This is a genomic window from Paraburkholderia franconis (assembly GCF_009362735.1).
Classification (GTDB): domain Bacteria; phylum Pseudomonadota; class Gammaproteobacteria; order Burkholderiales; family Burkholderiaceae; genus Paraburkholderia; species Paraburkholderia franconis.
The window spans coordinates 185,913-198,459 of record NZ_WHNP01000003.1 but is presented as its reverse complement, the minus strand read 5'-3'; the positions used below and the strand labels follow the sequence as shown (position 1 = coordinate 198,459).

Sequence of the window (12,547 nt, the reverse complement as noted above, 5' to 3'; positions counted from 1 at the left end):
GCGAAAAAAGCCGGCTCACGCGCTGCCGGCTCATGCTCACTGCGACTTCGTTCAGACCGCCGTCCTCGCGCGCGCCTTCTGATTCGACGCATAGATCGAACCGCGCTCGAGCTGGCCGCCCGACTCCACGGCCGCAATCCACTGCTGCGTGCTCGCCACCGCCGCGAAGCGAGACTGCAACACGACGCTGAACACGCGATGAATCTCCTCGGCACTCGCAAAGCCCGCGCTGTTCTCGTACGGCACCGAGCCCGTTGCGTCGTGCAGAAACTCGACGGCCAGTCCCATGTGCAACGCGTGATTGATCGTCGATGCGTCGCAGTTGTGCGTCATGTAGCCGACCACCGTCAACGTGTCGATGTCATGCGCGGTCAACCAGTCCGCGAGGTCCGTATTCGTGAACGCGCTCGGCAGCGCTTTCTCGATGAAGTGATCACGCTCCCGCGACGCCACCACGGGATGCAGCGCCGCGCCGTCGCTGCCGCGCTCGAAGATCGGCGCGCCGGGCGGCGTCAGGTTCTGAACGACGACAACGGGAATGCGCGCGGCGCGCGCCGCGTCGATTGCGCGGCCGATGTTCGCGAGCGACGTCTGCACGTCGGGGTATTCGATCGGCAGGTCGCCCGTGACGTATTCGTTCTGGACGTCGATGACGATCAGGGCGCGACGGGGCATCGGCATGGCAGGTCTCCTCGATGTGGCGTTGAGCGGCTGGCGGTTGCAGCCGCGATGCCCGCATTCTTCGCTTTCCGGCCGCCGCGCGACAGTGACCCGAATGACAATTTTCGCTAGGATTGGGCCATTCGCATTTCCGCTCCGGAGGCCGCGAATCGCCCGCCACGCTTCCCGTTCCATTGTTCCCCACGCTACCGTCCGAGTGCCTCGACGCGTCAAGACCGCCACTCGCAACGCCACTGCGAAAAAGCCGCGCACGCATGTGATCGCGGCGATCGCCTTTGACGGCATCAGCCCGTTTCATCTGTCCGTGCCTTGCGTCGTGTTCGGCGAGGATCGCAGCGACGGCGGCGTGCCCGTGTTCGATTTTCGCGTCTGCTCGATCGAGCCTGGCCCACTGTCGACGACAGCCGGTTTCTCGATCGCCGCGACGCATGGTCTCGAAGCGCTCGCCGATGCCGACACCATCATCGTGCCCACGTGGCGCGATCCGCACGAAGATCCGCCGGAAGCGCTGCTCGACGCATTGCGCGCCGCTCACGCGCGCGGCGCGCAACTGGTCGGCCTGTGCCTCGGCGCGTTCGTGCTCGCCGCCGCGGGCGTGCTCGACGGACGTCCCGCGACGACGCACTGGGCGTGGGCCGGCGACTTCGCGCGCCGCTTCCCAAAGGTGAAAGTCGATCCGCAAGTCCTGTATGTCGACGACGGCGATGTCCTCACGTCGGCGGGCACGGCGGCGGGGCTCGACTGCTGCCTGCATGTCGTGCGCAAGCTGTGCGGCGCGCAAAGCGCGAACTATGTCGCGCGGCGCCTCGTCGTGCCGCCGCATCGTCAGGGCGGACAGGCGCAATACGTGCAACAGCCGGTGCCGCACGACATGCGCGGCAATCGTCTCGCCGCGCTGCTCGACTGGGTGAACGGCACGCTCGACGCGCCGCATACGCTGGATTCGCTCGCCGGCCGCGCGGTGATGAGCCGCCGCACGTTCACGCGTCACTTCAAGGCCGCGACGGGCACGACCGTCGGCGCGTGGCTGCTGGCGCAACGGCTCGCCCGCGCGCAGCAACTGCTCGAGAGCACCGACGAGTCGATCGAATCGATTGCGGGGATGGCGGGATTCGGTTCGACGGCTTCGCTGCGTCAGCATTTCGCCGACGCGTTCAGGACATCGCCGTCCGCATGGCGGCGAGAGTTTCGCGGCGTGTGACGCGCGGCGGACCCGGCCCGCGATTGGCCGGGCCGACAGCTACGAAGGCCGTCAGCCTTGAGTGAAGTACCGCGCGATGTAGAGCAGCAGCGCGACGAAGAAAATCATCGCGGCCCATGCCCAGTTGGGCAACACATGCGGATCATGCTCGTGATGCAGGCCGTGCAGCAGCGAATGCGCGGCGCGGCCCGTCAGCGTGCCGCCGTGCTGCTGGTCGTGCAGCCGCGCGCGGCGTGCGACGCCGCTCAGGCTGATCGGCCGCAGAAACACATGCTGGCGGCGCCCCTGCGTGGCCGTCGCGCGATTCGGCCCCTTGCCGTGCTTCGCCTGAACGACCGCGCAGAACTCGGTGAAAAAATCGTCGGCGAGTTCGTGCAGCGCATTTTCGATCTGGCGTGCGGGCAGTTCCGAAAGCGGCCCGGTCGCGGTCGCCCACACCGAATAGTCGATGCGCGTGCTCGGGCCGCGACCCGGCAAATGAAGCGCATCGTCGGTGCGCAGCGATACGTCGATCTGCCCGCGCAGCGAACCGACGCCCTCCGCCCGCGCCTTGAAATTCAGCGTGCGATGCGGCTTGTCGCTATCCGGGCCGTCCTCGCTCGCGACATGCGCGCGAATCTGGTAATGCGCGCGCAACGGTCCGAGCGGCACGGTCATCGTCAGCAGATATTCGCCGCCCTGGAGCCGGCGCAGCGACTCGCAGTTGTCGAGACTCGCGCGCAACAACGCGAGATCCTGCAGCGCGTCCCAGACTTCGGACGGCGCGAGCGGCACTCTCAACGCGTCGTTCAATTCCATGGCAGCCTCCCCGAAATACGCGCGACTGCGGGATCAGGACGTCTGATCGATGCGGTCGACGCGCGATGCGTAAAACGCCAGATAACCCGCGATCTGCCTGACCTCTTCTAACGGGTTTTCATAACTCCAGACTGCGTTCTCGATGACCTCGTCTTCGGTACGAAGATGAAAGTACGCCGCTTCGCCCTTGAACGGGCAGCGCGACGTATGAGTCGATCGTTCGAGCCGCGCCATGTTCACGTCGGCGCGGGGAAAATAAAACACGTCGGGATAGCCGGTTTCGCTCAGCGTGAGCGCGCCGAACGTATCGGCGAACGTCACGCCCTGATGGATCACGCGCACCCGATGCCGGTTGGTCGTAATACGGATCGTATGGGGTGCCTGCCCATGCCCGCCGTGCGCTGGCGCACCACCGGATGCATCACCGGGGCGGCCGCCTCGTGCGGCATCGGCGCCGTCCGCACCGTCGGCGCTTCCGCTAGCTGGGGCATCGTTCATGTCGTCCGCTCCGCTGATGGCACGTACTTGTCCTGTCCGACTGGCCGCCCGGCTGTAGGGTCAGCCCGGCACGCGCCGCCTCGTTGTGATTCTGTGGGGCGCGTCTCCCTCGGCCACGCAGCGCCGGCTTCATATGGCGAACTTCGATTCGACGAAGCCACGAGCGTGTTCGTGGCTTCATTATTGACCAAACGCAGCGGGATTGCGCGACCTTCGTAGGCGGGATGGGGTCTCTACCGATTGCAGACGCATACGTGTTGCGCCGCGCCCACGCCGCGCGCGGAAGGGGCGTTCGGCGAGGGCTCTGGCAAGCCTTCCGGCATGCGTCGGGCCGCGCATTGCAAAGCCTCGCAGCCCGCCCGCCGTCGTTCCCGACGAGCTTCGCGGGAGATTTCAGCCCGCTTACTGCGTGGCGAAGTAGAACCCCGTCTTGGCCGTGCCGCTCGCCGGCACCGTGACGGCCTTCGACTGGTCACGGTCCTTGTACGAAGCGTGCACGGTATAGCGGCCGGGACGCAGCCGGACCAGCATGTACGGTCCGCGCGAAGTCGCCTCGAGCACGTCGGCGCTATGCGCATCGACGATCTTCACCTTGACGTCCGCGAGGTAGTCGGAGCCGGGGCCCGTGAAGCGCAGCGACAACGGCCACTGGCTTTGCGCCGCAAGCAGCGCCTTCGATTCGTCGAGACCGACACCGCCCGATGTGTACGACACGTCGCCCTGCTGCTGCACCTGCGGCAGGCCGCCGCCGTTGACGTTGCCCGCGCTCGTGTTATCCGTGGTGCTGCCGCCCGTGGTTTCGCTCGCCTGCTGCGCAAAGGCGCCGCCTGCGAAACCGAGCGTGAGAACTGTCGCGGCCGCAGCCGTCATGGCGCGTGCGACGATACGACGATGAATCATTGCGTGGCTCCTTTTTGGGCGATCCCAAAACAGTCCCGGCGAGAGTACCGACGCAATCTGCATGCCAGCTCGTTCGCCATTCCCGCCATTCCCGCCATTCCCGCCATTCCCGCCATTCCCGCCACTCCTTGCAGCGCCGTAATCGGACCCCGTACGGCGGGCACGCGATGCGCGCGCCCATGAAAAAAGCTGCCGCCCTTTTTCCAGGAGCGGCAGCTTTTACCGGTCACAGCCGATCGTCAGTCGACCATCAGCCGAGATCGACGGGCACGAAGATCTGCGCGTTGTCGCGCTGGATCAGCAGCGCGAGGCTGTTGCCCGCCGCAGTCACCGCCTGCTTCAGCTGATCGACGTTCGACACGGGGCGTCCGTTGACGGCCAGAATCACGTCGCCCGGCTGGATGCCCGCGCTGGCCGCCGCGCCGCCCGCATCCTGCACCAGCAGACCGTGCGATACAGACGCGCTGCTCTTCTCCTGCGGCGTCAGCGGACGCACGGCGACGCCCAGGCGCCCTTGCATCTGCGCGGGGCCGTTTTCGTCGTTCGACGCGACCTTCGCATCCGACAGCGAGCCGATCGTCACCTTCACGTCCTTCGTCGACTTGTCGCGCCACACCTGGACATCGGCTTGCGTGCCAGGCTTGAGGCCTGCGATCTGCGACGGCAGATCCGACGAATCGGTCACGTCCGTGCCGTTCACCGACAGGATCACGTCGCCCGGCTGCAAGCCCGCCTTCGCGGCAGGACCGCCCGGATCGACCGAGCTGACGAGCGCGCCTTGCGGCTTCTTCATCCCGAACGAATCGGCGAGCGTCTGATTCATGCTCTGCACGGCGACGCCGAGACGTCCCCGGCTCACATGACCCGTCTTCACGAGATCGTCCTTGACCTTGATCGCCTCGTTGATCGGGATAGCGAACGAAAGGCCCTGGAAGCCGCCCGTCTGCGAATAGATCATCGAGTTGATGCCGATCACTTCGCCTTGCAGATTGAAGAGCGGCCCGCCCGAGTTACCGGGATTCACGGGCACGTCGGTCTGGATGAACGGCGTGTAGTTCTCGTTCGGCAGCGAGCGCGACTTCGCGCTGATGATGCCCGACGTCACCGTGTTGTCGAAGCCATACGGCGAACCGATCGCGACGACCCACTGGCCGACCTTGCTTGCGCGCGGATCGCCGATCTTCACGGTCGGCAGACCCTTCGCGTCGATCTTCAGGACAGCGACATCCGACTGCTTGTCCGAGCCGACCACCTTCGCCTTGAACTCGCGCTTGTCGGTGAGCTTCACGGTGACGACGTTCGCGCCGTCGACGACGTGCGCATTCGTCAGGATGTACCCGTCGCCGCTGACGATAAAGCCGGAACCGAGGCTCGCGCTCGGCTGATCGCCGCCGTCGTCGCCGCCGCCATTCGGGCCTTGCATGCCTGGCATCTGGCCGAAAAAGTGGCGGTAGAACTGATAGAACGGGTCGCTCGGATCGATGGGCAACTGGCCGTTGCCATTGCCGCGCATCGACGCCTGCTTCACGACGTGCTTCGCGCTGATGTTGACGACGGCGGGACCATACGTTTCGACGAGGCCCGAAAAATCGGGAATGCCCGTTTTGGCCGCGGCCTCGGCGGGCATCATCGCGGCGGCCTGCGCGGGCGAGATCACCTGCGGAGCGGGCACGTCGCGGTGGCCCGCCACGTAGCCCGCCGACAAGGCGATAACGACGGCCGCTGCAACGGCGCTACGGGTCAGCATTCTTGCTTTCATCGCGTACTCCTGACTGGGAGAGATTGGACTCTGATGTCTCAAAGAGTACGTGGCGTCGCTTAAATCAATCTTAAACAACGCTAACGGGATGAAAGCCCCGCGCGTGCGGCAAATTCAAAAGCGAATGGTGACTTGCAAACCACCGGCGGGCGCATCGTCGAGCGTGACGGTCGCGTGATGCTGAAGCGCGATGCGCCGCACGATCGCGAGCCCGAGACCGCTGCCCGACACATCCGTGCGCGCGCGATTCACGCCCGCGCCGACGCGATAGAAACGGTCGAACACGCGCTCCCGCTCGTCGCGCGGAATGCCGGGACCGCTATCGGCGATCTGCACGACGGGCCTGCCGTTTTCGACGCGCAGGCACACATCGACGCGCCCGCCGCACGGCGTGTATTTGGTTGAGTTGTCGATCAGGTTGTTGAGCATCACGCGCAGCGCTTCGGTATCGCCGGGGACGGTGGCCGGCTCGCTCGCCTCGATGCCGAGATCGACGCGGCGCTCCTGCGCGAGCGGCAGATAGGCCGTCACGCATTCGTGAACCAGCGCGTCGAGATCGACGGCGGCCGTTGCCGCGTGTCCGTCCGGCTCGGAGCGCGCGAGCGCGAGCAGTTGCTCGGCAAGACGCGTCGCGCGCGTGACGCCCGCCTGCAGATCGTCGAGCGCTTCGCGGCGCTCCGTTTCGTCGTGCGCGCGCGCCACCAGTTGCGCCTGAATCTGCACGGCGGCGAGCGGCGTGCGCAACTCGTGCGCGGCATCGGCGACGAAGGCCTTTTGTGTATCCAGCGCGCCCGCCAGTCGTTCGAGCAGGCCGTTCAATGCGCGCACGAGCGGCTGCACTTCGAGCGGCAGACGAGAGTCCGGCAGCGGGTCGAGCGCTTCCGGGTGGCGCGCATCGAGCGCGCCCGTGACGCGCCGCAAAGGCGCGAGCCCGCGTCCGACGACGCCCCACACGGCCACGCCTAACAGCGGCAGCAGAACGATCAGCGGCCACAGCGTGCGCAGCGCGACGTTCGCCGCGAGCCGGTTGCGCACCGACACCGGCTGCGCGAGCTGCACGACGTTATCGCCGACGATTGCGCCATACACGCGCCAGTCGCCGCGATCGGTGCGCTCCGTCGAAAAGCCGAGCTCGGCGCGCGGCGCGAGCGGCGCGCGCGGATGCGAGTAATACATGAGCACGCCGTTGCGATTCCAGATTTGCAGCACGATGCCTTCGTCGCCGGTATCGCGCGAGCTGAGCACTTGCGAAAACGGCTCGGCCGGCAGCGCGGCGGCGATTTCCTGCAACTGGTAATCGAACAGTTCGTTGGCTTCGGCGAGCGCCTGACGGTAGATCAGCCAGCCTGCAATGCCGACGCCGAGCAACACGATAGCGAGCAGCCAGAACAGCAATTGACGGCGAATCGAACGCATCGTGTCAGGCTTCCTTCGCGATCATGTAGCCGAGACCGCGCACGTTGCGTATCAGTTCCGCGCCGAGCTTCTTGCGCAGCGCGTGGATATAGACCTCGACGGTATTGCTGCCGATCTCTTCGCCCCAGCCGTACATCTTCTCTTCGAGCTGGCTCTTCGACAGCACGGCGCCCGGCCGCGCGAGCAACGCCGCCAGCAGCGCGAACTCGCGCGCGGACAGCGCGACGGGCGCGCCATCGAGCGTCACCTGATGCGACGCGGGATCGAGCGTCAGATTGCCGTGGCGGATCGTCGATTCGCTGCGTCCCGACTGGCGGCGGATCAGCGCGCGCATCCGTGCGCCGAGTTCGTCGAGATCGAACGGCTTGACAAGGTAGTCGTCGGCGCCCGCGTCGAGTCCCTTCACACGGTCCGCGACGGCATCGCGCGCAGTGACGATCAGCACGGGCAGCTGATGGCCGCGCGAACGCAGCGTGCGCAACACGTCGAGGCCGTCGCGCTTGGGCAAGCCGAGGTCGAGCAGCACGAGATCGTAGGGCTCGCCCGCTGCCGCGCTCAACGCGGACTCGCCGTCCTGCACCCAGTCGACCGCGAAGCCTTCGCCGCGCAGCGCCTTGCGGACGCCTTCGGCGATCATCCGGTCGTCTTCAACGAGAAGTATGCGCATCGCTTTGTATCCGTTCCGGCTGTTCCGGCCGTTGCATTCCGGGATGGTTTTCCGATGCCAGCATTCTAGCGCCCGAGCGCTGCGCGCATACCCGATGCATGCACGCCGCATGTCCTCTCGATGCGCCGCCGGACACGGCGTCGCGCGCGCTAAACGCCGCACTGCGCGCGCCTCATCATTTTGTTCTCGGCGTCACGGCAACTCTCTACAATGAGCGCTTTTGCATCGCGCGTGCGGTCTCTTTCGCCTTGCCGGTGCTTGCATTTGCCTTTCCAGGCCGTTCGTTCCAGGCTGCCTGTCATGGTGCTTGCCGCGCTGCTTTCGCGTCATCCGCCGCCGGTGCGCCTCGACACCCGACGTGCGCTGCTGATCATTCGCCGAATTCCTTCTACATGCCGCTCGCCTTCGTTTCGCCCGCTTCGTCGTATGCCCGTTCGCTCGGGCGCCGCTTCAGATCGTTGACGGTCTCGCGCGCCGCCGTCGTGCTGTTCGCCTGTTCCGCGCTCGCCGTCGCCGCGCCCGCGCAAGCGCGCAAGAAAGCGCAGCACCCTTCGGTCAACGTCAGCACGGTATTGCCCGCGCCCGTCATGGCGAGCTTGCAGCGCGCGCATGTGCCGCTGTCGGCGATCAGCGTCGTCGTCGAGAAGGTCGGCGACCGCACGCCCGTCCTCGCGCTGAACGCCGGCCTGCCGATGATGCCCGCGTCGACGATGAAGCTCGTCACGACCTACGCGGGCCTGTCGATGCTCGGCCCGGACTACCGCTGGAAAACTACGGCCTATGCGCAAGGCGACGTCGACGGCAACGGTGTGCTGCACGGCAATCTGTACATCCAGGGCACGGGCGATCCGAAGCTCGTGCCCGAAGAGCTGATCGATCTCGTCCAGAAGATCCACAAGGCGGGCATCATGGGCATCGACGGCGCGCTCGTGCTCGACAAGCGCTTCTTCGATCCGTCGACGCGCGACCTGCCCGCCTTCGACGACGACGTGAACGCACCGTACAACGTCGGCCCCGATCCGCTGCTGTATGCGTTCAAGTCGCTGTCGTTCACGATGTCGCCGAACGACGACGGCAGGGTGCAGATCGACGTGCTGCCCGCGCTCGCGCAATTGCAGATCGACAACGAACTGCACGCGACGCGCGGTCCATGCCGCGGCGAACTCGTGACGCCGGCCGTCACGCCTGCTTCGAATGGCGTCGTCAATGCGTCGTTCGTCGGCGACTATCCTTTGCGCTGTGGCGAGCGCACCGTCAACGTGGCCGTGCTCGATCACACGACGTTCTTCGCGGGCGGCTTCCTCGCACTGTGGCAGCAGACGGGCGGCACGTTCAATGGCACGACGCGCGAAGGCGCCGTGCCTATCGATGCGAAGCTCGTCGCGACGCACCAGGGCCCGGTGCTGTCGGACATCGTTCACGACATCAACAAGTTCAGCAACAACACGATGGCGCGCAATCTGTTCCTGACGATCGGCGCGGTCACGAGCAAGCCGCCCGCGACGCCCGCGAAGTCGGCGGCGGCCATCGAATCGTTCCTGCATCGCAGCGCGATGCCGATGGAATACCTGTCGCTCGACAACGGCTCGGGCCTGTCGCGCAACGAGCACGTCACGGCGCTCGCGCTTGCCGATCTGCTGCAAAGCGCGAACGCGAGTCCCGTCGCTCAGGTATTCGTCGATTCGCTGCCCGTGGTCGGCGTGGACGGCACGATGCGCAACCGTCTGACGTCGAAGCCCGTCAACGGCAATGCGCACATCAAGACGGGCACGCTGCGCGACGTGCGCGCGATCGCGGGCTACGTTGCATCCGCCGATGGTGAGAGCTACGTGGTCGTCAGCCTGATCAACGATCCGCATGCGGAAGCGGCGCGCGCCGTGCATGACGAACTGCTCGAATGGGTGTACCAGGGGCCTTCGGCGATGCTGGCGGAGACGGCCGCGCCGGCCCCTGCCGAACGCAGCGCAGCGCCGCACCGCAAGACCAGGACAAACCCTCAGCGGCGCGGCGCGCACTGAGGATTCCTTCTAGCGAAGCGCTGCGCGACGCGTCGCGAGGCGTTGTACGCTGTCGGGCAGTATGAAAATGGCGTCGGCAAACAGGCACAAGCAGGCATCATCGAGCAAGCCGCACACGATGCGCGCCGCTCGTTCGAACGACGCCGCATTCAAACAATAAAGACAATGCCGGCCTCCTGAAGGAGGCCGCAGGGACCCTCGGAGGGAGACGTCAATGCAATTCGATGCCGAATTGCTCCTGCTCGCCATGGCGCCGGTCTTTCTCGCCTGCATCGGCTGGGAAGCGTGGCACGTGCGGCGCACGCATCCCGAAGCGCGCATCTACAGCTGGCGCGACACGCTGTGCAACACGGCGCTCGCGCTGATGCACCAAGGCGCCGACAAGCTCGCCTGGCTGTTGGTCATTCCCGTGTACGCGTGGTGCTACGAGCATTACCGTCTCTTCGACTGGCGCGCGGGCTGGTTGTCGTTCGCCGTGCTGTTCGTCGCGCAGGACCTGCTCTACTACGTGTTCCATCGCTGCAGTCATCGCGTGCGCTGGCTATGGGCCGCGCATGTCGTGCATCACTCGTCGGAACGGATGAACTTCTCGACGGCGTTCCGGCAGAGCCTCATGTATCCCGTCGCGGGCATGTGGGCCTTCTGGATTCCGCTCGCGTTGCTCGGCTTTCCGCCGCAGCAGATCGTCGGCATCGTGCTGATCAATCTGGCGTTTCAGTTCTTCGTGCATACGCAGGCCATCGTCAAGCTCGGCTGGCTCGAATACGTGCTCAATACGCCGTCGATCCATCGCGTCCATCACGCGCGCAACGATCGCTACATCGATCGCAACTACGCGGGCGTCCTCGTGACCTGGGACCGTCTGTTCGGCAGCTACGTCGACGAAGACGCGAATGAGGCGCCCGTGTACGGTATCGTCGAGCCGCTGCACACCTATAACCCGTTGAAGGCGACGTTTCATGAATGGGCGTCGATGGCGCGCGATGTCGTGCGCGTGAGCGGCTGGCGCAACCGGTTGAACGCGCTGTTCGCGCCGCCTGCGTGGGCCGCGCAGTATCACGCGAGTCTTCGCGACGCAAAGAACGCTTTTGAATCGGCCGCACACACGCAGCGGAACAACAACGCGGCCGTCTAGCCGCCGCGAATCGAATAACAAGGGAAAGTTTTTGCAAAGCGTCGCCGCGTCCACACGACGTGGTCACTGCCTGCATCAGATGGCTCAAGAGACGGATCGCTCGAGGCCAAATACATACGAGGAGATAAAGACCTTATGAAGCAAGCATCGAACAACGCCGGCATCGTGCGCCTGGCACGGATCGCGGTCGCGTGCGCAGCATTCGCGACGCTCGTCGCGTGCGGCGGCAGTGACAACAACAATAACAACGCGAGCAGCACGCCGGCGGGCGGGGTCAAGCTGCAGGTGGTGTCGTTCGGGGACAGTCTGTCGGACGCCGGTACGTACACGCCCGTGATCGCCGCAAACTTCGGCGGCGGGCGCTTCACGACGAACCCCGGTGAAGTGTGGACGCAAAAGGTCGCCGAGTATTACGGCGATACGTTGACGCCCGCCTACGTCGGCGGCTTCGGCGTGCCGCTGAAGGCCAACGGCGGCTTCGGTTACGCGCAAGGGGGCTCCGATGTGGCGAACCCGGTCGGCATCGGTTTCGCACCCAACAACATGGCGGCCACGACCGTGCCCGTCACGTCGCAGGTCAAGCAGTACCTGACGGATCACGGCAGCTTCAACTCGAATCAGCTCGTGCTGATCAACGGCGGCGCAAACGACATCTTGCAGCTGCTGCAGAACACGCAGTTCATGACCAACCTCCAGACCCAGCTCGCGACGGCCACCACCGTACAGCAACAGCAACTGATCATCGCGACGGCGGTTGGAACGCAGCTTCAGACGGCGATCGCGAGCTTCGTGGGCCTCGTCGGCACCACGCTGTCGAACGGTGCGACGCACGTCGTCGTGATCGATGTGCCGGACATCGGCCTGACGCCGCTTGCGACGGGCGAAGCCGCAGCGAACAACGCGCCGCAACTGCCGGCGCTGATCACGGGCATCGTGTCCGCATACAACGCGCTGGTTGCAAATGGCCTGACGACGGCCGGGATCGACACGAAGGTGATCAAGGTCAGTTCGTTCACCTGGCTGCATCAGTTGCTCGGCAGCTACCAGTCGCAAGGATTCACCAACGCGACAGGCACGGCCTGCAACATCACGCAGATGGAACAGAACGCAACGGCTTATGCGACGGCGAACCCATCGGTACTGGTCGGCGGCATGACGGCGCAGCAGTACGGCCAGCAATTCGGCTCGTCGCTGTTCTGCTCGCCGCAGACGCTGACCGTCGCGGGCGCGGACCAGTCGTACGTCTTCGCGGACACGCTCCATCCGACGACGCACGCGTATGCTGCGTTCGCCACGTTTGTCGAACAACAGATCGCCGCGACGGGTCTGGGCAAGTAAGCGGACATCCGACGCCTGGCGGGAGCACGCCTCGCGCTGACCTCCTCCCGTTTAGTTCGATACGAAAAAAGCCCGGCTCTTTGCGAGTCGGGCTTTTTGTTTTTGCGCGTTGATTTTGTTTGCGCGTTCGCTCCGG

General features: G+C 65.5%; 11 protein-coding genes. 4 read left to right on the top strand and 7 right to left on the bottom strand.

Features of this window, described 5'->3' with window-relative positions; all coding sequences use genetic code 11:
- Nucleotides 1–51 precede the first annotated feature (51 nt).
- The gene (locus tag GCT13_RS04350; RefSeq protein ID WP_152755519.1) at nt 52–681 is read right to left on the bottom strand and encodes a cysteine hydrolase family protein; all 630 of its coding nucleotides are present in this window, start codon (nt 679–681) and stop codon (nt 52–54) included.
- Nucleotides 682–937: 256 nt separating this feature from the next.
- Here GCT13_RS04350 and GCT13_RS04345 point away from each other — a divergent pair, with 256 nt between their 5' ends.
- On the top strand, nt 938–1,882 hold the full coding sequence (locus GCT13_RS04345) for a helix-turn-helix domain-containing protein (RefSeq protein ID WP_407670746.1): 945 nt from the start codon (nt 938–940) through the stop codon (nt 1,880–1,882).
- A 51-nt stretch (nt 1,883–1,933) separates the two neighbouring features.
- Here the strand turns inward: GCT13_RS04345 and GCT13_RS04340 are convergent, their stop codons facing one another.
- The 6 genes from GCT13_RS04340 to GCT13_RS04310 all read right to left on the bottom strand — a co-directional run bounded on the left by GCT13_RS04340 (nt 1,934) and on the right by GCT13_RS04310 (nt 7,920).
- Nucleotides 1,934–2,680: a CoxG family protein gene (locus GCT13_RS04340; RefSeq protein ID WP_090865552.1), complete on the bottom strand. Its 747-nt coding sequence runs from the start codon at nt 2,678–2,680 to the stop codon at nt 1,934–1,936.
- Nucleotides 2,681–2,713: 33 nt separating this feature from the next.
- Nucleotides 2,714–3,178, bottom strand: a complete 465-nt coding sequence (locus tag GCT13_RS04335; protein WP_152755518.1) for a DUF427 domain-containing protein — start codon at nt 3,176–3,178, stop codon at nt 2,714–2,716.
- Between the two features lie 402 nt (nt 3,179–3,580).
- Nucleotides 3,581–4,078, bottom strand: coding sequence for a carboxypeptidase regulatory-like domain-containing protein (locus GCT13_RS04325; protein WP_152755517.1), 498 nt, complete (start codon nt 4,076–4,078; stop codon nt 3,581–3,583).
- Between the two features lie 250 nt (nt 4,079–4,328).
- Nucleotides 4,329–5,837, bottom strand: coding sequence for a DegQ family serine endoprotease (locus tag GCT13_RS04320; RefSeq protein ID WP_152755516.1), 1,509 nt, complete (start codon nt 5,835–5,837; stop codon nt 4,329–4,331).
- A 114-nt stretch (nt 5,838–5,951) separates the two neighbouring features.
- Nucleotides 5,952–7,253, bottom strand: a complete 1,302-nt coding sequence (locus GCT13_RS04315; RefSeq protein WP_152755515.1) for an ATP-binding protein — start codon at nt 7,251–7,253, stop codon at nt 5,952–5,954.
- Nucleotides 7,254–7,257: 4 nt separating this feature from the next.
- Nucleotides 7,258–7,920, bottom strand: a complete 663-nt coding sequence (locus GCT13_RS04310; RefSeq protein WP_152755514.1) for a response regulator — start codon at nt 7,918–7,920, stop codon at nt 7,258–7,260.
- Between the two features lie 392 nt (nt 7,921–8,312).
- On the opposite strand from GCT13_RS04310, the gene dacB reads away from it, so the two are divergent.
- The 3 genes from dacB to GCT13_RS04295 all read left to right on the top strand — a co-directional run bounded on the left by dacB (nt 8,313) and on the right by GCT13_RS04295 (nt 12,411).
- Nucleotides 8,313–9,938, top strand: a complete 1,626-nt coding sequence (gene dacB, locus GCT13_RS04305; RefSeq protein WP_152755513.1) for a D-alanyl-D-alanine carboxypeptidase/D-alanyl-D-alanine endopeptidase — start codon at nt 8,313–8,315, stop codon at nt 9,936–9,938.
- Between the two features lie 214 nt (nt 9,939–10,152).
- On the top strand, nt 10,153–11,073 hold the full coding sequence (locus GCT13_RS04300; RefSeq protein WP_152755512.1) for a sterol desaturase family protein: 921 nt from the start codon (nt 10,153–10,155) through the stop codon (nt 11,071–11,073).
- Nucleotides 11,074–11,208: 135 nt separating this feature from the next.
- On the top strand, nt 11,209–12,411 hold the full coding sequence (locus GCT13_RS04295; protein WP_152755511.1) for an SGNH/GDSL hydrolase family protein: 1,203 nt from the start codon (nt 11,209–11,211) through the stop codon (nt 12,409–12,411).
- Nucleotides 12,412–12,547 lie beyond the last annotated feature (136 nt).